Source organism: Haloplanus ruber (assembly GCF_024494725.1).
GTDB classification, from domain to species: Archaea; Halobacteriota; Halobacteria; order Halobacteriales; family Haloferacaceae; genus Haloplanus; species Haloplanus ruber.
This window is the reverse complement of record NZ_JANHDK010000001.1, coordinates 730663-751878: the sequence shown is the minus strand read 5'-3', so window position 1 is coordinate 751878 and position 21216 is coordinate 730663. Positions and strand designations below refer to the sequence as shown.

The 21216-nt window shown below is 68.0% G+C and carries 21 protein-coding genes; 16 read left to right on the top strand and 5 right to left on the bottom strand.

Annotated elements, in window-relative coordinates:
- Nucleotides 1–223 precede the first annotated feature (223 nt).
- From NO878_RS03975 to NO878_RS03915, 13 genes are all read left to right on the top strand, one after another.
- Nucleotides 224–3769, top strand: coding sequence for a PAS domain S-box protein (locus NO878_RS03975; RefSeq protein WP_256404663.1), 3546 nt, complete (start codon nucleotides 224–226; stop codon nucleotides 3767–3769).
- Between the two features lie 90 nt (nucleotides 3770–3859).
- Nucleotides 3860–4228, top strand: a complete 369-nt coding sequence (locus tag NO878_RS03970) for an ArsR/SmtB family transcription factor (RefSeq protein ID WP_256404662.1) — start codon at nucleotides 3860–3862, stop codon at nucleotides 4226–4228.
- Between the two features lie 343 nt (nucleotides 4229–4571).
- Nucleotides 4572–5171 (top strand): SRPBCC family protein, encoded by a 600-nt coding sequence (locus NO878_RS03965; RefSeq protein WP_256404661.1) that lies wholly within the window; start codon nucleotides 4572–4574, stop codon nucleotides 5169–5171.
- 2 nt (nucleotides 5172–5173) lie between these two features.
- Nucleotides 5174–5674 (top strand): (2Fe-2S)-binding protein, encoded by a 501-nt coding sequence (locus NO878_RS03960; protein ID WP_256404660.1) that lies wholly within the window; start codon nucleotides 5174–5176, stop codon nucleotides 5672–5674.
- A gap of 2 nt (nucleotides 5675–5676) precedes the next feature.
- Nucleotides 5677–8073 carry a xanthine dehydrogenase family protein molybdopterin-binding subunit gene (locus tag NO878_RS03955; RefSeq protein WP_256404659.1) on the top strand — a complete coding sequence of 799 codons (2397 nt, stop codon included), beginning with the start codon at nucleotides 5677–5679 and terminating at the stop codon, nucleotides 8071–8073.
- On the top strand, nucleotides 8073–8960 hold the full coding sequence (locus NO878_RS03950; protein WP_256404658.1) for an FAD binding domain-containing protein: 888 nt from the start codon (nucleotides 8073–8075) through the stop codon (nucleotides 8958–8960). The genes NO878_RS03955 and NO878_RS03950 overlap by 1 nt, the downstream gene beginning before the upstream one ends.
- Before the next feature lie 18 nt (nucleotides 8961–8978).
- Nucleotides 8979–9899, top strand: coding sequence for an AAA family ATPase (locus tag NO878_RS03945; protein ID WP_256404657.1), 921 nt, complete (start codon nucleotides 8979–8981; stop codon nucleotides 9897–9899).
- Complete coding sequence (locus NO878_RS03940; protein ID WP_256404656.1) at nucleotides 9896–11224, top strand: vWA domain-containing protein; 1329 nt, start codon at nucleotides 9896–9898, stop codon at nucleotides 11222–11224. The genes NO878_RS03945 and NO878_RS03940 overlap by 4 nt, the downstream gene beginning before the upstream one ends.
- 91 nt (nucleotides 11225–11315) lie before the next feature.
- Complete coding sequence (locus NO878_RS03935; RefSeq protein WP_256404655.1) at nucleotides 11316–12455, top strand: XdhC family protein; 1140 nt, start codon at nucleotides 11316–11318, stop codon at nucleotides 12453–12455.
- Entirely contained in the window at nucleotides 12452–12646 is a 195-nt protein-coding gene (locus NO878_RS03930) for a hypothetical protein (RefSeq protein WP_256404654.1), read from the top strand. The genes NO878_RS03935 and NO878_RS03930 overlap by 4 nt, the downstream gene beginning before the upstream one ends.
- Before the next feature lie 72 nt (nucleotides 12647–12718).
- The gene (locus tag NO878_RS03925) at nucleotides 12719–13525 is read left to right on the top strand and encodes a DUF7847 domain-containing protein (RefSeq protein WP_256404653.1); all 807 of its coding nucleotides are present in this window, start codon (nucleotides 12719–12721) and stop codon (nucleotides 13523–13525) included.
- Between the two features lie 45 nt (nucleotides 13526–13570).
- Nucleotides 13571–14320, top strand: coding sequence for a ribonuclease H-like domain-containing protein (locus tag NO878_RS03920; RefSeq protein WP_256404652.1), 750 nt, complete (start codon nucleotides 13571–13573; stop codon nucleotides 14318–14320).
- A 42-nt stretch (nucleotides 14321–14362) separates the two neighbouring features.
- A complete protein-coding gene (locus NO878_RS03915) occupies nucleotides 14363–15091 on the top strand; it encodes a dolichyl-phosphate hexose transferase (RefSeq protein ID WP_256404651.1) in 729 nt (242 codons plus the stop codon).
- On the opposite strand, the gene NO878_RS03910 is transcribed toward NO878_RS03915, so the two are convergent.
- Nucleotides 15088–15285 (bottom strand): DUF5800 family protein, encoded by a 198-nt coding sequence (locus NO878_RS03910; protein WP_256404649.1) that lies wholly within the window; start codon nucleotides 15283–15285, stop codon nucleotides 15088–15090. The genes NO878_RS03915 and NO878_RS03910 overlap by 4 nt on opposite strands.
- A gap of 114 nt (nucleotides 15286–15399) precedes the next feature.
- Here NO878_RS03910 and NO878_RS03905 point away from each other — a divergent pair, with 114 nt between their 5' ends.
- A complete protein-coding gene (locus NO878_RS03905; RefSeq protein ID WP_256404648.1) occupies nucleotides 15400–16251 on the top strand; it encodes a polymer-forming cytoskeletal protein in 852 nt (283 codons plus the stop codon).
- Between the two features lie 10 nt (nucleotides 16252–16261).
- Here the strand turns inward: NO878_RS03905 and NO878_RS03900 are convergent, their stop codons facing one another.
- Nucleotides 16262–16690, bottom strand: a complete 429-nt coding sequence (locus tag NO878_RS03900; RefSeq protein WP_256404647.1) for a type II toxin-antitoxin system VapC family toxin — start codon at nucleotides 16688–16690, stop codon at nucleotides 16262–16264.
- Nucleotides 16687–16962 (bottom strand): hypothetical protein, encoded by a 276-nt coding sequence (locus NO878_RS03895; protein WP_256404646.1) that lies wholly within the window; start codon nucleotides 16960–16962, stop codon nucleotides 16687–16689. Before NO878_RS03895 ends, NO878_RS03900 begins: the two co-directional genes overlap by 4 nt.
- A gap of 120 nt (nucleotides 16963–17082) precedes the next feature.
- Here NO878_RS03895 and NO878_RS03890 point away from each other — a divergent pair, with 120 nt between their 5' ends.
- Nucleotides 17083–18264 carry a redox-regulated ATPase YchF gene (locus tag NO878_RS03890; RefSeq protein WP_256404645.1) on the top strand — a complete coding sequence of 394 codons (1182 nt, stop codon included), beginning with the start codon at nucleotides 17083–17085 and terminating at the stop codon, nucleotides 18262–18264.
- A 216-nt stretch (nucleotides 18265–18480) separates the two neighbouring features.
- On the opposite strand, the gene NO878_RS03885 is transcribed toward NO878_RS03890, so the two are convergent.
- Complete coding sequence (locus tag NO878_RS03885; RefSeq protein ID WP_256404644.1) at nucleotides 18481–19602, bottom strand: pyridoxal phosphate-dependent aminotransferase; 1122 nt, start codon at nucleotides 19600–19602, stop codon at nucleotides 18481–18483.
- Nucleotides 19602–19760, bottom strand: coding sequence for a hypothetical protein (locus NO878_RS03880; RefSeq protein ID WP_256404643.1), 159 nt, complete (start codon nucleotides 19758–19760; stop codon nucleotides 19602–19604). Before NO878_RS03880 ends, NO878_RS03885 begins: the two co-directional genes overlap by 1 nt.
- 51 nt (nucleotides 19761–19811) lie before the next feature.
- Here NO878_RS03880 and NO878_RS03875 point away from each other — a divergent pair, with 51 nt between their 5' ends.
- The gene (locus tag NO878_RS03875) at nucleotides 19812–21158 is read left to right on the top strand and encodes a DEAD/DEAH box helicase (protein WP_256404642.1); all 1347 of its coding nucleotides are present in this window, start codon (nucleotides 19812–19814) and stop codon (nucleotides 21156–21158) included.
- Nucleotides 21159–21216: the final 58 nt, after the last annotated feature.

Sequence of the window (21216 nt, the reverse complement as noted above, 5' to 3'; positions counted from 1 at the left end):
TCGAAGCGCCCAGGTATTCGCCGGGGTGAGCATCGTGGCAAATCGTACGTGACTGATCCAGACGACCCCGCCGCACCTACGTTGCGTTCATCCGCAGGAATCTCCGGGCACGCCGGGGCACGGCCTGCATGTGGCCTCGAACGCTCTCGATGCGGCCGCCCAGCGTGGTTACGCGACCGGTCGCCGCCGAACGTTTTTGAGTATTCGGAACGGCCGATGAGTCATGTCATCGCTCCGTTCCGGACCGATTACCGTCGCCGTCGTCGGCACCGACGGAACGGTGGCCGCGTTCCGGTCGGGGGTCGATGCCGACACGTCTCCGGTACACGTCGAGACCGTTCCACCCGCCACCGCACCCGAGGCAGACGCCGACTGCCTCCTCGTCGACGACGACGCCCCCGGCGTCGACGGTGCGGCTGTCACCGACGCCGCCACGGGTCCCGTCGCGGTACTGGTCGACGACAGCTACGAGCGGACGACGGCGGCCCTGTCGGCCGGGGCAGCCGCCGTCCTCCCTCGCCGTCTCGTCGTGGACGACCCCGACCTGTTGGTGAGTCGTCTCACCGCAATCGTGGACTGCGAACACGAACGGGCCGTGGCCGAGGAACGGGAGAAGTACTCGACGCTGGTCGAGCAGAGTTCGGACGGCGTCGCCGTCGTACAGGACGGAGAGTTCACCTTCGTCAACGAGCGGTTCGTGGATATCACCGGCTACGACCGCGAGACGCTTCTCGATGGGCCGTTCCACGAGGTGTTCACGCCGGAGAGCCAGGCATTGGTCCGGGACCGCTACCAGCGCCGCGTCGCCGGCGAGTCGCCGCCGGATCGGTACGACGTTCGCGTCGAGACGGCCGGCGGCGACGTCCGGACACTCGACCTAGTCGTTTCGCGCATCCGGCACGGCGGGGAGCCGGCGACGATGGTCAACTTCAGAGACGTGACCGAGCGCCGGCGCCGCGAGCGCGAGTACGAACAGATCTTCGACGGCGTCAACGACACCGTCTCGGTTCACGACCCCGAATCCGGCGAAATGATCGACGCCAACGAGAGCCTGTGTACGCTCCTCGGCTACGAGAAATCCGAGTTGCTCGACGTGGGGGCGGCGGCAATCAGCGTCGAACACGAGGGGTTCACCGAGGAGCGCGGCAAGGAGATCATCGAGTCGGTCGTCGAGTCCGGCGAGTCGAAGCAAGTCGAGTGGCAAGTCGAGACGCGCGACGGCGAGCGCCGGTGGTTGGAGATCAGCGGGACGACCGCCCGAATCGGCGGCGAGACGCGCTATCTGGCCATCGGCCGCGACGTGACCGAGCGGAGGCGTCGCCGCCGCGAGTACGAGCAGATCTTCAACGGCGTCACCGACGTCATCAACGTCTACGATCCCGAGTCGGCCTCCATCGTCGCGACCAACGACGCGATGTGTGACCTGACCGGCTACGACCGCGAGACGATCCTCGGAAGCGGGCTAGAGACCGTTACCGCGGACGGCGAGGGGTACACCGCCGACCGGGCGGTCGAACTGATCCAGGAGACTGCGGACACCGGCGAGCCCCAAGAACTGGAGTGGGCACTGGAGACGGCCAACGGCGAGATCCGATGGCTCGACGTCACCGCGACACCGACGACGATCAACGGCGAGGACCGACTGCTCACCATCTCGCGTGACGTGACCGAGCGCCGGCGCTCGGAGCGCCGACTGCGGGCGATCCTCGACCGCATCGACGAGGCGGTCTTTCTGGGCCGGGTGGACGAACTCGATCACGCCTCGCCCAACCCCGACTTCCTGAGTTCCGGCTACGAGGAGATCTGGGGACAGCCGCTCTCGACGCTCCACGAGCGGTATCCGGACGGCTTCTTCGGCACGCTCCACGAGGACGACGAGACGGAGTACCGCGCCTCCATCGAGGGGATTCAGCGGGACGTCGCCGGCGGGTCGGCCGCGGATCGCTACGCCCACGAGTACCGGATCGAGCGCCCGGACGGCGAGATCCGGTGGGTCCACTCCGACTTCTACCCAATCGCCTGGACGAACGGGCCGACACGGATCGTGATCGTCAGCCGCGACGTGACAGAGCGAAAGGCCCGCGAGCGCCGGATGGCGTCGTTCAACACCGCGACCGAGGACATCGCGACCGCGGACCACCCGGCCGAGGCCGCACGGATGGCCGTCGAGGCGGCGACCGAAACGCTCGATCTCTCCGTGGTCTGTGCCTTCCTCTACGACGACAGCGACGGCGTCCTCCGGCCCGAGGTGTGTGCCGGTCGCGTCCCCGAGGGTCTCCACGGGCGGACCGTCGGTGCCGACGGCGGACCGCTCTGGGACGCGTTCGCGACCGGGACGGTCGCCACACCGGCCGACGACGGGAAGATTACTGGTCTCGCCGACTGGCGGGCGCTCGCGCTCGGCAACCACGGCGCCCTCCTGGTTGGAACCCCCGACCACTCGCTCGATCCGGACACGATCCAGGCCGCTCACGTCCTGGCGGCGACACTCGACGCCGCGCTCAATCACCTGCGAGGCAAGCGACGCCTCGCCGCACAGGAGGAACGCCTCCGCACCCAGACGGAACGCGCCGAGCGTCTGGACCGCATCGCGACCCTCACCCAGCGGGTCGAAGCGGCGATCACCGACGCCTCGGGCGCCTCGGAGGTCGAACGAGCGGTGTGTAACCGCCTGGCCGACGCCGGGCCGTACGAACGCGCCTGGATCGGCGGCGTCGAGGTCGGTGCCGACCGACTCACCCCACGCGTCGCCGCCGGCGTGTCGCCGGAAGCCGTCGCTCCCGCGGGGACGGCCCTCTCGACGGCGGCCGCTGGTCCCGACCCGCACCCTGCCGTCCGAGCCTGGCGGTCCGACGACGTACAGGTCGCCGAGTCGGTGGTCGGCGACGGGCCGAGCGCCGACTGGCGCCGGGCGGCGCTCGCCGACGGTGTCCAGTCGGTCTGTGCCGTCCCCCTAATCTACGATGGCATCACGCACGGCGTCCTCGTGGTTGGTGCCTCCTCGCCGAATGCCTTCGGCGACCGGGTGCGGGACGTCCTCGACCAACTCGGCACGTCGGTCGGCTACGCCCTGGTCGCCATCCAACGCCGACGCGCCTTGGAGTCCGACGAGACGGTCGAACTCGTCTTCCGGGGAGACGACGCCGTCTCGGTGCCGTTCTCGCGGGCCGCGCGCATGGCCGACTGCCGGGTACAACACGAGCGCACCGTCGCGCGGGACGGCGGCGTGAGCGTCTTTTTCACCCTCGAAACCGACGCCGACACCGCCGAGTCGGTGGCCGACCGCACCCTTCCCGGATCGACATCGGTCGTGACCGACGACGCCGACTCCACGCTCGTCGAGGCCCGGACGGATTCCTGGTTCGGGTCGCCGCTCGCGGAGTACGGCGCCGTCCTCCGGCGGGCGGTGGCGACCCCTGCCGAGACGACCATCGTCGTCGAGGTGTCGGCCCAGGCCGACGTGCGTTCGTTCGCCGACCGTCTCCGCGAACTCGCCCCCGCGGTCGAACTGGTCGCGAAACGACAACACAGCCGCCAGGACCGGACGGCGGGGGAACTCCGCGACCGGGTGACCGAGCGGCTCACCGACCGCCAGCAGGAGGCCCTGACCACGGCGCTCGCGGCAGGGTACTTCGAGTGGCCCCGCGAGAGCGACGGCTGTGCGGTCGCGGAACGCCTCGACATCACACAGCCGACGCTCAACAAACACCTCCGTCTCGCCGAGCGGAAGACGTTCTCCCTGCTGTTCGACGACGCCGACGGCGGCTAACACAATACATATAGCCCCAGACGCAGACAGGGGCGACGCTCGTAGACAGCAGGATTGGGTGGTCGGAGCGAGAGTGTTCAGGTGAAATCGATGACGTCGTATACGCCGTCTTCTACCCCAGACGAGCAACGGGACACGGATCGAACCGACGAGGTGTTGGCCCTCTTGGAGGACGACTACAGTCGGGCCATCCTCGAAGCACTCCACGCCGAACCGCGGGCGGCCCGAGGCCTGGTCGAGGCGTGTGAGGCGTCTCGTGCGACGATTTACCGTCGCCTAGACCGCCTCGAAGACGCCGGGCTGGTGGATTCGCGGCTATCGTACGACGCCGACGGGCACCACCGTACCGTCTTCGAAACCACCCTCGACGCCGTGACCGTGGGACTCGACGCCGACGGCATCGGCGTGACCGTCAGCACCGACGACGTGCCTGCTGACAGCTCCGTCGTTGGCGACTGATTCCAGTCTACCTTCTCTCCTAAACGGTCCGGAGACAGATTCCGGCCACGGACGGCGTCGAGTAGCGGTCATTCGATGTCGTCCCCAGCGACTCGGCCCCGTGCGCGTTCCGGTCGAATATGGTCACAGACGAAACCGAATATAGTTTCTCAATCTGAGAGTGGCAGCCAAAGTGTGGTATATTCAGCGTCCTAGCCTGAAGCGCTAGCGCAGAGTAATTGCTTTCAGTTTCTATTGCACGCAAAATCTTTATTATGTTCGTTGTAATGGTTACTGCCACAGTAGTTCACTAATGATAGCACAATCACTTAACATCGGCACGTCTGACGGGGTGACCCGGTAGATGGAGTTCGACGGAACGTTCGGACTGGCGGATGTGACGACCGAGGAGGTGTGGCTCGCCCTTTCGGACCCGGTGATGATCAAGAACGCGTTGCCGGGGTGTCAGTTCCTCGTCGAGGTGGACAACCCCGACGACGTCGACTTCGACGCACTTGAGGAAGCGGCGGCCGAGGAGGAGGATCCGGCGACACTTCCCGAGGCGGATCCGGAGGAGGTAGCCGAACGGGGCTTGGCCCAAGGGGGTCACTACGCCGCCCTCGTGCAGGTCGGCGTCGGGAGCGTCAAACCCCGATTCGAGACGGTCGTGACCATCGACCGACGGGAGTTCCCCGAGATGGACGCCTCCGGGCAGGGGAGTGCGAGCGACTCCTCGTTCGAGATGGATTCGGGCATGACGCTCGTCGAGACGGACGACGGCGTCGACGTGGAGTGGTGGACCGAGGCGGACGTGTTCGGCCGAGTCGCCCAGATGGGCCAACGCGTCATCAACCCGGTCGCTAACCGCGTCGTCGGTCGGTTCTTCAAACAGGTACAGAAGGAACTCAGCGACGTTGGCGACGAATCGTCCGGTCTCCGTGACCGTATCAGCAGCTACATCTGACGATGACACGTGACATTTCACTCACGGTAAACGGCACCGAACACGAACTGAGCGTCGAGCCACGCGCCCTACTGATCAGCGTCCTCCGGGACGAACTCGACTACACCGGCCCGAACGTCGGCTGTGAGAGCAGCATGTGTGGGGCGTGTACGGTCCACCTCGACGGCGAAGCTGTCAAGTCCTGCACCGTTCTCGCGGTTCAGGCCGACGGCTGCGACGTAACCACCGTCGAGGGACTCGCCACTGACGGCGAGTTCCACCCCATCCAGCAGGGGTTCCAGGAGGAACACGGCCTGCAGTGTGGTTACTGTACGCCCGGCATGATGATGACCGCGACCGAACTGCTGGATCGAAATCCGGACCCGAGCGAGGAAGAGATCCGGGAGGCACTCGAAGGCAACCTCTGTCGGTGTACCGGCTATCAGAACATCGTCCGCGCGGTGGAGAACGCGGCCGAGAAGATGCAACAGGAACCGGCGGTCGCCGACGGGGGAGGTGACTGACGATGGGTGCCGAATCCGAGTCCGGATCGGGCGTCCAGTCGGTCGACCCCGACGACGTCGACGCCGCGGACATCCTCGGCTCTGCCATCGAACGCCGCGAGGACCCGGCGCTTCTGACCGGCGACGCCGAGTACACCGACGACATCGAACTGCCTGGGATGGTCCACATGACCATCAAGCGAAGCCGGCACGCCCACGCCCGCATCGAGAATATCGACACGAGCGAGGCGGAGGCGATGGACGGCGTGATCGAGGTGTTCACGGCCGCGGACATCGAGGCGCCGGGCAACCTGCCGACCGGCTGGTTGCTCGACTCACTCGAACAGGTCGATCACCCGATTCTCGCCGAGGACCGCGTCCGCTATCAGGGCGACGCCCTCGCGGTGGTGGTCGCCGAGGAGCGCTACATCGCCCACGACGCGACCGACCGGATCGACGTGGACTACGACCGCCTCGGCGCGGTGACGGAGCCGAGCGAGGCGCTCGCCGACGACGCGCCGGCCGTCCACGACGACGCCAGCGGCAACGTCGCCTTCGACTGGGATATCGGCGACGCCGAGAAGACCGACGCCGCCTTCGACGACGCCGACCACGTCGTCGACCTCGACTTGGAGAACCAACTCCTGATCCCGAACGCGATGGAACCCCGGGCGGCGGTGGCGGAGTACAACCCCTCGAACGATGAGCTGGCGGTCCACATGACCTCCCAGAACCCGCACCTGCACCGCCTGCTCATGTCCGGTGTCATCGACCACCCCGAACACAAACTCCAGGTCCGTGCGCCGGACGTCGGCGGTGGCTTCGGGAGCAAGATCCACCACTACGCCGACGAGGCGCTGGTCGCGCTGGCGGCAAAGCGCCACGAGCGCCCGGTGAAGTGGACGGCCACCCGCACCGAGACGTACCTCACCGACGCCCAGGGGCGAGGCCACGACACCCACGCCGAGATGGCGCTCTCCGACGACGGCGACATCCTCGGGTTCCGTGTCGACACCGCCGCCAACCTCGGCGCGTACCTCTCGACGTTCGCGCCCGCGGTGCCGACGTACCTGTACGGCACGCTCCTGTCCGGGCAGTACGACATTCCGGCCATCTACTGTTCGGTCACCGGGGCGTTCACGAACGTGCCGCCGGTCGACGCCTACCGCGGCGCCGGCCGTCCCGAGGCGTCCTTCGTCGTCGAGCGGATGATCCACCGCGCCGCAAAGGAGGTGGGAATGGATCCCGCGGAGTTCCGGCGACGCAACTTCGTCGAGGAGTTCCCCTACCAGACGCAGGTGGCCGTCGAGTACGACAGCGGTGACTACGAGAAGACACTCGACCGAGCGCTCGACCTCCTCGATTACGACGAACTCCGCGAGCGGCAGGAAGCGGCGCGTGCGGAGGGGAAGTACGTCGGCGTCGGTCTCTCGGCGTACATCGAAGCCTGCGGGCTGGCTCCCTCGGAACTCGCCGGTGAACTCGGCGCTCAGGCCGGTCTCTGGGAGAGCGGGCTCGTCCGATTCCACCCCTCGGGGAAGGTGACCGCGTACTGCGGGACCTCCGGCCACGGCCAGGGACACGACACCACGTACGCCCAAATCGTCGCCAACGAACTCGGCGTCGACTACGAGGACGTGGAGGTCGTCGAGGGCGACACCGACGAGATTCCACAGGGGATGGGAACCTACGGCAGTCGGAGCGCCGCCGTCGGCGGCAGTGCGCTCGTGAAGAGTTCCCAGAAACTCGTCGAGAAGGCAAAGCGAATCGCGGCCCACCAGCTCGAAGCCGCCCCCGAGGACATCGAGTTCGAGAACGGCGACTTCCACGTCGCCGGCGCACCCGACCGCTCCATGCACATCGCCGAGATTGCCACGCAGGCGTATCTCGCTCACGACATGCCCGACGACATGGAGCCTGGACTGGAAGCGACCTCGTTCTACGACCCCGATAACTTCGTGTTCCCGTTCGGCCTCCACGCCGCCGTCGTTGAGGTCGACCCCGACACCGGCGAAATCGACATCGAGCGCTACGTTGCCGTCGACGACGTGGGCAACCAGATCAACCCCAAAATCGTCGAGGGACAGATCCACGGTGGCGTCGCCCAAGGCATCGGCCAGGCGCTCTACGAGGGCGCCGAGTACGACGACAACGGCCAACTTGTGACGGGGTCGATGCAGGACTACACGGTGCCGAAGGCCGAACACATCCCGTCGATGGAAACCGACTCCACGTGCACGCCGAGTCCGGTGAACCCCCTCGGCGTGAAAGGCGTCGGCGAGGCCGGCACTATCGCCGCGCCGCAGGCGGTGGTCAACGCCGTCTGTGACGCACTCGACGTCGACCAAATCGGGATGCCGATGAAGGCCGAACGCGTCTGGCGCGCGGCTAACGCCGCGACCGACGGGGGTGAGCACTGATGTTCCCCGACGAGTTCGAGTACGAGCGGCCGGAGACGGTCGACGAAGCGGTCGACCTGCTGGTCGACCACCCCGAGGCGGAGATTCTCGCCGGCGGACACAGCCTCCTGCCGACGATGAAATCGGGGTTAGCGAGCCCCGATCTGCTCGTCGACATCGGCCACATCGACGCCATGCAGGGGATCGACCACGCGGACGGAACCGTCTCGGTCGGCGCGCTCACGAACTACGCGACGGTCGACGACTCCCCAGTGATGCGGGAGAACGTCACGGTGTTCGCGGAGACGGCCCACGCCGTCGGTGACGTGCAGGTACGCAACCGTGGCACCGTCGGCGGAAATCTCGCTCACGCCGACCCCGCCTCGGACCTCCCGGCGGCCGCGCTCGCGGCCGACGCGACGATGGTCCTGCAGGGGCCTGACGGGGAGCGGCGGGTCGACGCCGACGACTTCTTCCTCGGCATGTACGCGACCGACGTGGCCGAGGACGAACTCCTCACGCGAATCGAGTTCCCGGCGCGGCCGGAGGCGACGGGCGCGTATGCGAAAAAGCCGAGTCCGTCCTCGGGGTACGCCATGGTCGGCGTCGCCGTCTCGATGACGGTCGACGCCGGTCGCGTCGAGGACGTCGGCGTCGCCGCCAACGGGATCATGGATCACGGCGTTCGCCTCGACCCCGTCGAGGACGCCCTCGCGGGGACGAACCCGGACGGTGAGACGGTCGCCACGGCCGCCACGAACGCGGCCAACGACCTCGACGAGATGATGATGATGGACGACCTCCAGGCCTCGGCCGAGTTCCGGGCGCAGTTGCTCGAAACCTACGCCGAGCGGGCCATCACGGACGCGGCGACGGGGACCGGTGTCGTCGCTGCCGGACCGTCGTAACGCCGGGTCACACACCCTATGACGGACGCCATTCACGACGACTTCGAGACGCTGACGAGCGAGCGACTGCAGTCGCTGTTCGACGCCAGTGATTACGTCGCCGAAGACGAGATTACGACGACGGTGTTGCTCGCGCTGAAACTCGGGCGCCCGCTCCTCGTCGAGGGAGAACCCGGCGCCGGTAAGACCGAACTCGCCAAGGTGCTGGCGGCGGGCTTCGACACCGACCTCGTTCGCCTCCAGTGCTACGAGGGGCTGGCGGCCGAAAGCGCCCTGTACGAGTGGAACTACACGAAGCAACTGCTCGCGGTCCAGTCCGGGCGGGACGGCGACGAGCGGTCGGTGTTCACGGAGGAGTACCTGCTGGAGCGGCCGCTTCTCCGTGCCCTCCACCACAGCGGCGAGCGCCCACCCGTGCTGTTGATCGACGAGGTCGACCGCGCCGACGAGGAGTTCGAGGCGCTGCTGTTGGAGGTGCTCTCGGATTTCCAGGTGTCGATTCCTGAACTCGGAACGGTCGACGCCGACACGGCGCCTATCGTCATCATCACGTCCAACCGGACGCGGGGCCTGAGCGACGCGCTCAAGCGCCGGTGTCTGTACCTCCACGTCGAACCGCCGTCCTTCGAGAAAGAGCAGGCTATCGTCCGGCGGAAGGTCCCGGAACTGGACGAGACCGTCGTCGCCGCGGTCTGTGGCGTCACCGAACGGCTCCGGGAGGAGTCGCTCCTGAAACCGCCGGGCGTCGCCGAGACGCTCGACTGGGCGCGTGCGCTCACCGCGCTCGACGGCGTGCCGACCGACGGCGACCACCCCCTCACGGCGACCGACATTCGCACCACCCTCGGCTGTCTCCTGAAGGAAGTCGAGGACGTCGAACGGGTTGACGACGAAACCATGTCGGCCCTCCTCGCGGCGGCCGAGACGTCCAGTGAATGACCGACATGTCCCCCGAGCCCGATCCCGGACTCGATCCATCTCGTCTCGGTGACGGCGACGGGACGGACCACCCGCTCGACGTCACGAGACGGGTTCGATCCGCGCTGGTCCGGTTCGTCGGCGCCCTTCGGACGGCGGGCGTCGCGGTGCCGGCCGACGGATCGCTCGTCGCCGCCGAGGTACTCGCCGTCGTCGGCTTCGACGACGAAGACGAGGCGCGAACGGCACTCCGAGCGGCGCTTGTCTCCAATCCGACGGACGCGGCGACGTTCGACCGCCTCTTCGACCGGTTCTGGCGGCAGGTGACACACGCCGTCGACGACCCTGCGGGTGGCGTCGACACCGAATCACTCGACGGAGGCTTCGCATCGGACGCGGCCGGCGATGACGCCCCGACCGACCGCGGAGCCGACGACGCCCGCGACTCCGGCGACGACCGACAGTCGTCGGTGTCCCGACGTCTCGGGGGTGCGGACGCCTCGGAGACGGCCGGTGGCGACGCGGGAACGCGCGCGCAATTCAGCCCGAACGCTCCGTCGGACCGTGTCGAGACCGACCCACTCGAGGCGAGCGCCGTCGCCGATCCGACGCCGGCGGTGCGGGCGCTCACCGATGCGATAGCCAGCCTGCCCGGCCGGCGGCGGACGCCGGCATCCGAGGGGCGCCCGGACGTGCGTCGGGCGATGCGACAGACACACGCCACCGGCGGCGTCGTGATGGAGGTGCCACAGCGAGCGCGGCGTCCCGACGCCGTGCGGGGGCTGATCCTCGTCGACGTGAGCCGGTCGGTCCTCGATATCGTCGACCGCGGGTTCCTAGTGCGCATGCTCCGGGTCCTGACCGACGAGTGGCGGACCGCCCGCACGTTTCTCTTCGACACCGACGTGACCGAGGTGACGACGGCGTTGCAGGCCGCATCACCCGACGCGACGCTCCGGGAGTTCGACCGCCTCGAAGCCGCGTGGGGCGGCGGAACCCGCATCGGCCACGCGCTGACGACGATCCGTGACCGCGCGCCCGACGCCGTCGACCGCGAGACGGTCCTCCTCGTCGTCAGCGACGGCCTCGAAACCGGGGATCTGTCCGACCTGGAGGCGGGCATGACGTGGCTCGACCGTCGGGCGCAGCGGGTGTTCTGGCTCAACCCGCTCGCGGCCTCGACGGCCTACGAGCCGGCCTGCCGGGGGATGGTAACCGCCCTGCCACACGTCGACGGCCTGTTTGCGTTCGCGGAGCCGGCCGACCTATTCGACATGGCACGACAGCTTCGACACCGACAGCGGCCAGTCGGCTACGAACACGACTGGCGACGAACCGACCGATGACACGACGACACACCACACCGACGACCGTATCGACCGACGACCGACCGCGCCTCGCGTGGCCGACTGCGGGGCCGCTCCGGGGTGACTCGCCGTGAGTGACGCCGACCTCGTTCCCGACGACGAGTGGAGCGCCCCCGAGTCGGCGGTGATGGCGTCGATCCGCCGCGGTATCGAGGCCGACGAGACGCCGGTCCTCGCGACCATCGTCGGCGTCGAGGGGAGCGCGTACCGCGGGCCGGGGGCGAAGATGCTCGTGGCCGACGACACCGGCCTCGGGAGTATCACCGCCGGCTGTCTGGAAGACGTGTTGATCGACCTCGCGGCGGAGGTTCGAACCGAGGGCCACCCCCGCGTCGAGCGGTTCGACCTGACGGGCGACGACGACGTCTGGGGACTCGGCGTCGGCTGTAACGGCGTCATCGACGTGTTGCTCGAACCGCTCGACGGATCGCTTCGCTCTGCGCTCGACGCGTACGACGACGGGCGCGAGTCGCTCGTCTACACCGTCGTCGACGCCGATCACGCCGCGGCCCCGGTCGGGGCGCGTGCGGTCGCCGTCGGCGACGACCCGACGCCTGCGGCCCCGCCCGAGTGGTTCGGCGATGATCTCGCGTCGGCCGCCCGCGAGTGCCGCCGCGCCGGCGACTCGAAGACAGTCGAGTGCCCGCGGCCGGACGGACGGATCGAGGTGTTCGTCGATCACGTCACACCCCCGGCCGACCTCGTCGTCTTCGGGACCGGTCACGACGTCCGCCCGGTTATCGAACTCGCCCGCCGGGCCGACTTCCGGGTCACCGTCGCGGGGTTCCGGGGCGCCGACGCGACGGCCGAGCGCTTCCCCGCGGCCGACACCGTCCGGTCCCTGTCGCCCGCCCAGATCCGCTCGGAACTCGACCTCGGTCCCAACACCTACACGGTAGTGATGACACACAACTTCGTCGACGACGCCATCGCGGTCGGTGAACTCCTCGAGAGCGACGTTCCGTACGTGGGACTGATGGGACCGGCCGAGCGGTTCGAGGAGATTGCCGACGAGTGGCGCACGGAGGGGCGCGACCCACCCACGGCGGCGCTACAACGCCTCTATACGCCCGTCGGACTCGACCTCGGTGGCGGCACGCCGTACCAGATCGCACACAGCATCGTCGCCGAACTCCTTGCCGTCCGGTACGGGCGAACGCCGGCGCACCTCCGGGCCGGCGAGTCGCTCGAACGTCGATTACGGCCATGAGTGACGGGACCAGCATGCTCGCGCGGGAGTGGGTGATCGCCGCCCGATTCCACGAGCCTGCCGACTACGGCATCCCCGAGGCACCCGTTCTCCCCGCCGTCGAGTGTGACGCGGGTGAACTCTCGCTCCGGGGCACCGACTCCGACGCCGTCGTGCTGGTCGCCGAGTCGCCCGTGCACGTCCGCCGGTGAGGACCGGCCCCGCCGTGACCGCCGTCGGACCGCAATTTTATGTCGGGTGACACAACTCGTATACACGTCCCTATGACACTGGATATCCCCGCTGCTATCGAGGACGGACTCACCCGTCTCCCGACGCGCGTGGCCGCGATCCTCTTCGTGGCCTACCTCGTCATCGGCGTACTGTCGACGGCTACGGCCCAGACGCTCGGCGCGGCGTTTACCGACTGGCTCGGCAGCGCGGCCCCCGCCCAACCCGGAGCGGGCGGGATGCCGGCCGGGGGAATGGGTCCCGGTCCGGCCGCCGGCGGTGGCTCCCCACTCGCCATCGACGTTGGCCTGGCTGTCGCTCTCGTCCTCTTTCTGGTACAGGCCGTCCTCGCGCAGGCCGTCGGAGTCGTCACCATCCGAACGTTCGTGAGCGACGCCCGGCAACGCTTTCCCGACGGTGTCGACCGCCGATTCGGCTGGGTCCTCCTGAACGCAATAGTCGCCGGTATCGTCGTCGACATCGCGACGTTCGTCGGGGCCATCTTCCTCATCATCCCCGGGATCTACGTCGCGGTCGCCCTCTATTTCGTCCAGTTCGAGGTAATCGTCGAGGACAAGGGCGTCATCGACGCGCTCAGCGACGGTTGGGCGCTGACCGCCGGCGAGCGCCTCAGTGTGTTCCTCCTCCTCGTGGTGGTGTTGGTCATCGGGTTGCTCAGCGCCGTCCCCGGCTTCCTGCTTGGACTGGCGGGCGTGCCACAGATTGCCACTGTCGCGATCAGCGTGGCCATCAGCGCGGTCACGGGCCTCGTCACCGTCGCCATCGCCTCGCGCGCGTACGTTCAACTGAAAGGTGAGGACTGGACACCACCCGGATCGGCGTCGCCGTTCGCGTACTGACCGCGTGACGCGAGGTTTTTGACGCCCGCCACGACAGTACCACCTGTGCGTATCGAGAACAGCTTCATCCCGATCCGTGGCGTGGGGGAGACGACCGAGCGACGCCTCTGGGAGGCGGGTGTCACCCACTGGGAGTCGTTCGACGGCTCTGTCGTCGGTCCGAAGACAGCCGAACGCATCGAGGCGTTCGTCGACGTGGCGACCGACCATCTCCGTCGCGACGACGCCCGCTTTTTCGACGAGTCGTTCCCCACCGGCGAGCGCTGGCGTCTCTACGAGAACTTCCGTGACGACGCCCTCTTTTTCGACATCGAGACCACGGGTCTCGACGCCGACCGCAACGACGTGACGACCGTGAGCTGTTACCGCGGGGGCGACGTCGAGACGCTCGTCCGCGGCGACAACCTCACCCCTGGCGCGCTCCGCGAGCAGTTCACCGACGCCCCGCTGCTCGTCTCGTTCAACGGCGCCCGCTTCGACGTCCCCTTCCTCGAACAGTCCTTCGACCTCTCTATCGACGCGCCCCACCTCGATCTGATGTACCCCTGTCGTCGCCTCGACCTGACCGGCGGCCTCAAACACATCGAGACCGAAGTGGGCATCGACCGCGACCGGCCGGACCTCTCCGGGAAGGACGCCGTCCGCCTCTGGCGCGAGTACGAACGCGGCGACGACGCCGCCCTCGAGACGCTCGTCTCGTACAACCGCGAGGACACGGAGAACCTCGAACGCCTCGCCGACCACGTCACTGGCCGCCTCCACGAGGCCGTCAGCCCCGACACGGCGACGTTTTAGGCAAACCTAAACGTTCAAGTGCGAACGTCCGTAGATAGGCGTATGAGCGACTACACCTTCGACGACGTAACCGTCGTCATGGGGACCTACAACGAGGAGGAAGCCATCGGGAGCGTCTTGGCGGACATCGACCGCGTCACGGACGGTCGGGCCGCAGTCGTCTGTGTCGACGGGTCGAGCGACCGGACGCCCGAAATCGCTCGCGGGATGGGTGCCCGAGTGATCGAACAGGAGCCACAGGGCTACGGCGTCGCCGTCCGAAAGGCGGTGCTCACGCCGGAGCGGCCGGTGGTCGTCACCACCGACTGTGACGACACTTACCCCATGGAGCGACTCCCCGACTTCCTCGACCGGATCAACGAGGGGTACGACGTGGTCAGCGGCGACCGGATTTCGCCGCGACCGGAGACGATGCCGGCGCTGAACCGCCTCGGCAACCGCGCGTTTGCCACACTCGCCAGTCTTCTCCTCGGCCACCGTTTGCACGACGTGACGACGGGGATGCGCGCCTACCGCCGTGACCTGCTTCACCGCATCGACTGGACGGAGAACACGGGGCTCTCGGCGGAACTGCTGATGCGCCCCGTCGCGAGGGGGTATCGCGTGACTGAGGTGCCCATCGACTACGACGAGCGAGCGGGCGAGACGAAACTCGACCCCATCCGTGGCGGCGCCGCCATCGCCAGGTCCATCCTGCGTGTCGGGTTCGCCGAGCGATTCGACCGCCGCCTCGACCCTACCTCGGAGCGGGTCGAGCGCGTCGACACCTAGTTCACGATGTCGCCGATCCGTCGCGGTTCGCCGGTCAGCGACGGCTCCTTTTCGACCATCTTCAACACCTCGTGGTCGGTCACGTCGGGGTAGGTCTTGCCGACCGCATCCTCGATCAGTGCCTTCTCCAGTCGGAACTCTGTTCCCTCGTAGACGACGTCGACGCCGCCGTCGTCGAAGGAGAGCGTTGTCATAGACCGGCGTAGTCGGTCGGGACTCAAAACCCTGCCTGTCCGCCCCCGCGCTCGCGCCGTCGTCGGACGACCGTCTGACGGCCGTTTTAATACGAGAAGCCTGTAGTCACGCGCGTGTCACTCGGGAGGGATCCGCTCGACGCGCTCGAGATCCCCGACGGGACCACCGTCGAGGAACACGACCTCGTGACCGACGGGGACGTGATCGTCGGCGGCCAGAGCACCGTCGAGTTCGGTGTCCGCGGGCGGAACGTGATCGCGGGCGAGCGGGCCCAATTCGGCGGCGACATCGAGGCCGAGGGGAACTGTCGGCTCGACATGTGGTGTGACGTGGCCGGTAACGTCCTCGTCGGCGACGACGCCTACCTCGGCGAACGGGTCCACGTCGGCGGCCAACTCATGGTCTCGGGCGACCTCGACATCGGCGACGACGTCGAAATCGACGAGGGGTTCGAGGCCAACGGCTGGATCGTCATCCGGAACCCCGTCCCGACGCTCGTCTTTTATTTCATCGTCCTCTCGCAGTTGCTCCGGGTGGGAGAACAGGGCGCTGCCGATGAAATCGCGGAGGCGCTCTCGGGGGACGCCCCCGAGGATCCGCTGGTGATCCCCCGCGGGAGCGAAGTCTCCGACGACGCCTGGCAGGTGTCGACGCCAGCCAGCGTCGGCGACGACTGCCGTCTCCACGGCAATCTCCGTGCCGAGTCCATCGACGTCGGCGCCGACAACAACGTCTTCGGGAGCCTCCGCGCCCGCGGCGACGTAACCGTCGCCGAGCGGACCCGCATCCACGGCGACGTGACCACCCGCGGCGGCACGGTCCGTCTCGACCCGGACGTGCGCGTCCTCGGCGATGTCTCCTGTACCGACCTCGAACTCCACGAGGACGCCGTCGTCGACGGGACGATCCGCTCGCGCGGCGAGATGCGGATCGTTCGGTCCGAGGCAGACCGGGAAATCGAGTGAGTGGGGCCCCTCAATCCCCCGGGTCGATCCGGTCGACGAGGCCGTCGAAGTCGGCGTCGAAGCTCAACACGGCGTCGATACCGCGGGACTCACACTGCGCGACGACGGTCGCGTCGGTGAAACTCAGGTCGTGGTCGTCGTACCGACGAAAGGTCGTGAGTGACGCCCGAACGTCGTCCGGTTCCACGTGTAGTGTCTCGACGACGTGTGGAAACGGGTCCTCGCCGAGGATTCGACGGGCGACGGTGTCCGCCGCCTCGAACGATCCCGTTCTCGTTCGGGTGAGCGTGACCGTCTCGTCGAGCACGTAGTCGTTCGTGTACGGTTGGCCGTACGTCCCATCGAGCAGTTCCTCGAACGCGCCGACGGCCGCCTCGTGTCGCTCCGCGTCCGTGTCGTGGTGTGCGTAGAACACGCCCGTATCGACGAGGACGCTCATCCGTACAGCACGTCGTCGATGTCCCCCTCGCTCGTCGTGACGCCCGAGGAAACCATCCCCTCGTGAAACGCCGCGCGCTCCGCGTCGGCGAGGGGCACGCGTTCCTCGCGGAACGAGTCGACGAGGTCGGCCTTGGACTCGATTGCGTCCTCGACGAGTCGCGCCAGCAGTTCCTGCTGGGTTACGCGCCGGCCCGTCTGTAGCCGAATCTCGGCCTGGAGGCGTTCGAGGCGGGCCTTGGTATCGTCGTCCATCTTCACGGACGTTGCCATACCCGCTTGTAGCGTCTTCTACTGCGTAAACGTTTCCACCAGAACGTGCGACGGACACGGACGACGGTTCGACACCGAGTCGACCGAAACTAAATTCCCCGCGACCCGCCACGGTTCACTATGCTCTCTCTCGCACTCGCGGGCAAGCCCAACGCGGGCAAGTCCACGTTCTATCAGGCCGCCACCCGCGCGGAGGTGGACGTGGGGAACTACCCCTTCACGACCATCGACGCCAACCGCGGGGTGACCCACGCCCGCACCGACTGCCCCTGTCTCGACCGCGACGAGCGCTGTGGCAACGAGCGCTGTCGAAACGGCACGCGCTACGTCCCCGTCGAACTCCTCGACGTGGCGGGACTGGTTCCGGGTGCCCACGAAGGGAAAGGATTGGGCAACCAGTTTCTCGACGAACTCACCGACGCCGACGCCATCCTCAACGTCGTCGACGCCTCGGGCGGGACCAACGCCGAGGGCGAACCCGTCGAGGTCGGCACCTACGACCCGGTCGAGGAGGTGGACTTCGTCGAGCGCGAGATGGACCAGTGGCTCGCGGGTATCATCGACCGCAACTGGGAGGGCGTCGAGCGCAAGTCCCGGTCGCCCGACTTCGACATCGACGAGGTTCTCACGGACATGCTCACCGGCTTCGGGGCGACGGTCGCGGACGTGGCCGCCAGCCTCCGGGCACTCGACTATCCCGAGGACCCGATCCAGTGGACCGACGACCACCGGGCCGCGCTCGCCCGCGAGGTCCGCGCACGCACCAAACCGCTGGTCGTCGTCGCCAACAAGGCCGACGTGGCGCCCGCGGAGGATCTGGAGCGACTGCGCGCGACCGACAAGCCTGTCGTCCCGGCGACGGCCGAGGGCGAACTCGCCTTGCGAACCGCCGCGGACGCCGGCGCCGTCGACTACGGCCCCGGCGACCCCGAATTCGACGTCGCCGGCGACGTGAGCGACGCCCAGCGCGAGGGACTCGACCGCATCCGCGAGGTGATGGCGACCCAGGGCGGCACCGGCGTCCAGGCCGCTATCGACACTGCCGTCTACGACCTACTCGACCGGATCACCGTCTTCCCGGTTCAAAACGAAACGCGGTGGACCGACGGCGCCGGGAACGTTCTTCCCGACGCCGTCTTGCTCCCGCGGGGGGCTACCCCGCCCGACCTCGCGTACGCCATCCACACCGACATCGGCGACGGGTACCTCCACGCCGTCGACGCCCGCTCCGACCGGCGGATCGGCGAGGATCACGAACTCTCGGAGGGCGACGTGATTAAGATCGTCAGCACTGCGAACTGAGACCGTCGAAGAGAGCGAGCGCGGGTGGCGCTCGCGTTCATCCAACCAGGATGTGCGGCGAGGGGAGGAACGGAGCCGTCAGCGGGCGAATAAACTCACGTCACGTGGCTAGTTTAATGCGTCGCTGACACTACGATCACCAGTTTATTGCAGTTTATCCCCGGCGTGCCGAGACAATTCCCTCCGCCGGGTCCCGAACGGTCGGTTCGTGGTCGGTCAGCGAAGGTCCGCGACCACGTCGGCCATCACGTCGAGCGCCTCGCGGAGCGTGTCGGCGTCGTTGGCGTAGGAAACCCGGGCGTGGCCCGCGCCGTTCGCGCCGAAGGCGTCGCCGGGGACGACGATTACGTCCCGTTCGATGCAGGCGTCGACGAACCCGTCCGGTACCTTCGGCATGGCGTAGAAGGCACCCCGCGGAGTCGGTACCTCGACGCCCATCGCCTCGAACCGGTCGAGGAGGAGGTCACGCCGCTCTCGGAAGGTGTCACACATCTCGTCGACGACGTCCTGTGAACCGGAGAGGGCCGCCTCCGCGGCGTACTGTGCCGGCGCGGAGGCACACGCTTGAATGTACTGGTGGACGCGGAGCATCCGCTCGATCCGGCGGGTGGAGGCGGTGACCCAGCCGAGTCGCCACCCCGTCATGGAGTAGGTCTTCGAACAGCCGTTGACGACGACCACGCTGTCGGTGTCGGCGTATGAGAGCGGCGAGTGGTGGTCGCCGCCGAAGACGAAGTGTTCGTACACCTCGTCGGAGAGACAGACCACGTCGTGTTCGTCGGCGATGCGGGCGAACTCCCGGACGTCCTCCTCGGGGGAGACGGCGCCCGTCGGATTACCGGGGCTGTTGACGACGAACATCGCGGTGTCGTCGGTGATGGCGTCCTCCACCGCGGCGGGATCGAGTGTCAGGTCCTCGCGTACGGGGACCGGCACCGGCTTCCCGCCCGCGAGTTTCGTCAGTGCGTCGTAGGAGACGAACCCTGGGTCGGGGATCAGCACCTCCTGGCCGGCGTCGACGTGGGCCTCGAGAGCGAGGTGGAGCGCCTCGCTCCCGCCGGCGGTTGCGATGACGTCCCCGGGATCGACCGCGACGCCCTGATCCCGTTCGTGCTTGGCGGCGATGGCCTCGCGGAGCGGCCGGATTCCCTTGTTACCCGTGTAGGCGTCGGCCTTCCCGGCCTCGATGGCCTCGACGGCCGCCGCGCGAGCGTGTTCCGGCGTCGGAAAGTCCGGTTGACCGAGACCGAGATTGATCGCGTCCTCGCCGGCAGCCTCGAACACCTCGCGGATGCCGCTGATGGATATCGCCTCGACGCGTGGAGAGAACTCGGACATCACTCCCCCTCGTATGCGTCTCGCAGGGTGGAGACGTGATCGCCGAGTTCCGAGAGCGCGCTGTCGGCGTCGACGTACCCGTCGTCGTACTCGTCGTAGACGCGTTCGGCGGCGTCGAGGAAGGACGCCACCTCGGCGTCGAGATCTTCTGATGCCATGTGTGACGGGGGGTGCGGAGGGCATATATTTCCACCCCTCGAAGTCCGGCCGTGACCCTCGTCGCCCGATTCGCCGACGGCACGGTCCGTCTCGACGGCGACCTCGACTCTGCCGTCGCCGACGCCCTCCCCGTCGCGTTCGACGAGCGAAGCGGCACTCTCCGGGCGCCGGCGCACCGATATGCCGCGCTCCGGGACGCCCTCGACGCTGCCGGCGTCGGCTACGAGGATCAAGTGTTCGACCTCCCTACCCTCGACCTGTCGACGACGTACGACCTCCGGGACTACCAGTCCGCGGCGCTCGCGGCGTGGACGGAGGCGGGTAGACGGGGGGTCCTCGAACTCCCGACGGGGAGTGGGAAGACCGTCGTCGCGGTCCGCGCGATGGCCGACCTGTCGACGCCGACGCTCGTGGTCGTGCCGACGGTCGACCTCCTGACCCAGTGGCGCCGCGAACTGGAGACGGAGTTTGCCGTCCCGGTCGGCCAACTGGGCGGCGGCGAGCAACGCCTCGAAGCCCTGACGGTCGCCACCTACGACTCCGCGTACCTCCGGGCCGACGAGGTGGGCGACCAGTTCGGCTTCGTGGTCTTCGACGAAGTTCACCACCTCGGGGGCGAGGGCTACCGCGACATCGCCCGCTTACTCCCGGCGCCCGCCCGCCTGGGGCTGACCGCCACCTTCGAGCGCCCGGACGGCGCTCACGAGGTAGTCGCGGACCTCGTCGGCCCCGTCGTCTACGACCGCTCGGTCGACGACCTGGCTGGCGACCACCTCGCGGACTACGAACTCCGGCGTGTCGAGGTGGAACTCACGCCCACCGAGCGCGAGGCCTACGAGGACGCCCAGGGAACCTTCGTCGACTACCTCAAGACCTCGAATCTCTCGCTGTCCAGCGGGAGCGACTACCGCGAACTCGTCAAGCGGTCGGGGAGCGATCCACGGGCCCGGGAGGCGCTGTTGGCCAAACAGGAGGCCCGCGAGATCATGATGAACTCGGCGGCGAAGGTCGACGCCTTGGAGCGCATCTTCGCGCGCCACCCGGAGGCACGAACCATCGTCTTTACCGCCCACACCGACCTCGTCTACCGACTCTCGGAGCGATTTCTCGCCCCGGCGATCACCGCCGAGACAGGGGCGAGCGAGCGACGCGCCATCCTCGACCGATTCCGCGAGGGGACGTACACGCGTGTCGTGGCCGCGAACGTCCTCGACGAGGGCGTCGACGTGCCCGACGCGAGCGTGGGCGTGATCCTCTCGGGGAGTGGGAGCGAACGCGAGTTTACCCAGCGCCTCGGGCGGGTGCTCCGCCCGAAGGCCGACGGCCGAAGCGCCGTCTGCTACGAGGTGGTGAGCGCCGAGACGGCCGAGGAGCGTGTGGCCGACCGACGGCGGTGAGCCGACCCTGCCTGCTGGCCGAGGGGCGTCTCGAACGCCGGTCGTGACAACCTACGAA

Bases quoted from the DNA above. Each gene is read 5' to 3' on its own strand.
- NO878_RS03975 (WP_256404663.1), top strand. From the start codon at position 224: ATGTCATCGCTCCGTTCCGGACCGATTACCGTCGCCGTCGTCGGCACC.
- NO878_RS03885 (WP_256404644.1), bottom strand. From the start codon at position 19,602: ATGTCCGAGTTCTCTCCACGCGTCGAGGCGATATCCATCAGCGGCATC.
- NO878_RS03895 (WP_256404646.1), bottom strand. From the start codon at position 16,962: ATGGCAACGTCCGTGAAGATGGACGACGATACCAAGGCCCGCCTCGAA.
- NO878_RS03945 (WP_256404657.1), top strand. From the start codon at position 8,979: ATGACGGACGCCATTCACGACGACTTCGAGACGCTGACGAGCGAGCGA.
- NO878_RS03925 (WP_256404653.1), top strand. From the start codon at position 12,719: ATGACACTGGATATCCCCGCTGCTATCGAGGACGGACTCACCCGTCTC.
- NO878_RS03910 (WP_256404649.1), bottom strand. From the start codon at position 15,285: ATGACAACGCTCTCCTTCGACGACGGCGGCGTCGACGTCGTCTACGAG.
- NO878_RS03930 (WP_256404654.1), top strand. From the start codon at position 12,452: ATGAGTGACGGGACCAGCATGCTCGCGCGGGAGTGGGTGATCGCCGCC.
- NO878_RS03950 (WP_256404658.1), top strand. From the start codon at position 8,073: ATGTTCCCCGACGAGTTCGAGTACGAGCGGCCGGAGACGGTCGACGAA.
- NO878_RS03960 (WP_256404660.1), top strand. From the start codon at position 5,174: ATGACACGTGACATTTCACTCACGGTAAACGGCACCGAACACGAACTG.
- NO878_RS03890 (WP_256404645.1), top strand. From the start codon at position 17,083: ATGCTCTCTCTCGCACTCGCGGGCAAGCCCAACGCGGGCAAGTCCACG.
- NO878_RS03955 (WP_256404659.1), top strand. From the start codon at position 5,677: ATGGGTGCCGAATCCGAGTCCGGATCGGGCGTCCAGTCGGTCGACCCC.
- NO878_RS03915 (WP_256404651.1), top strand. From the start codon at position 14,363: ATGAGCGACTACACCTTCGACGACGTAACCGTCGTCATGGGGACCTAC.
- NO878_RS03880 (WP_256404643.1), bottom strand. From the start codon at position 19,760: ATGGCATCAGAAGATCTCGACGCCGAGGTGGCGTCCTTCCTCGACGCC.
- NO878_RS03965 (WP_256404661.1), top strand. From the start codon at position 4,572: ATGGAGTTCGACGGAACGTTCGGACTGGCGGATGTGACGACCGAGGAG.
- NO878_RS03970 (WP_256404662.1), top strand. From the start codon at position 3,860: ATGACGTCGTATACGCCGTCTTCTACCCCAGACGAGCAACGGGACACG.
- NO878_RS03900 (WP_256404647.1), bottom strand. From the start codon at position 16,690: ATGAGCGTCCTCGTCGATACGGGCGTGTTCTACGCACACCACGACACG.
- NO878_RS03940 (WP_256404656.1), top strand. From the start codon at position 9,896: ATGACCGACATGTCCCCCGAGCCCGATCCCGGACTCGATCCATCTCGT.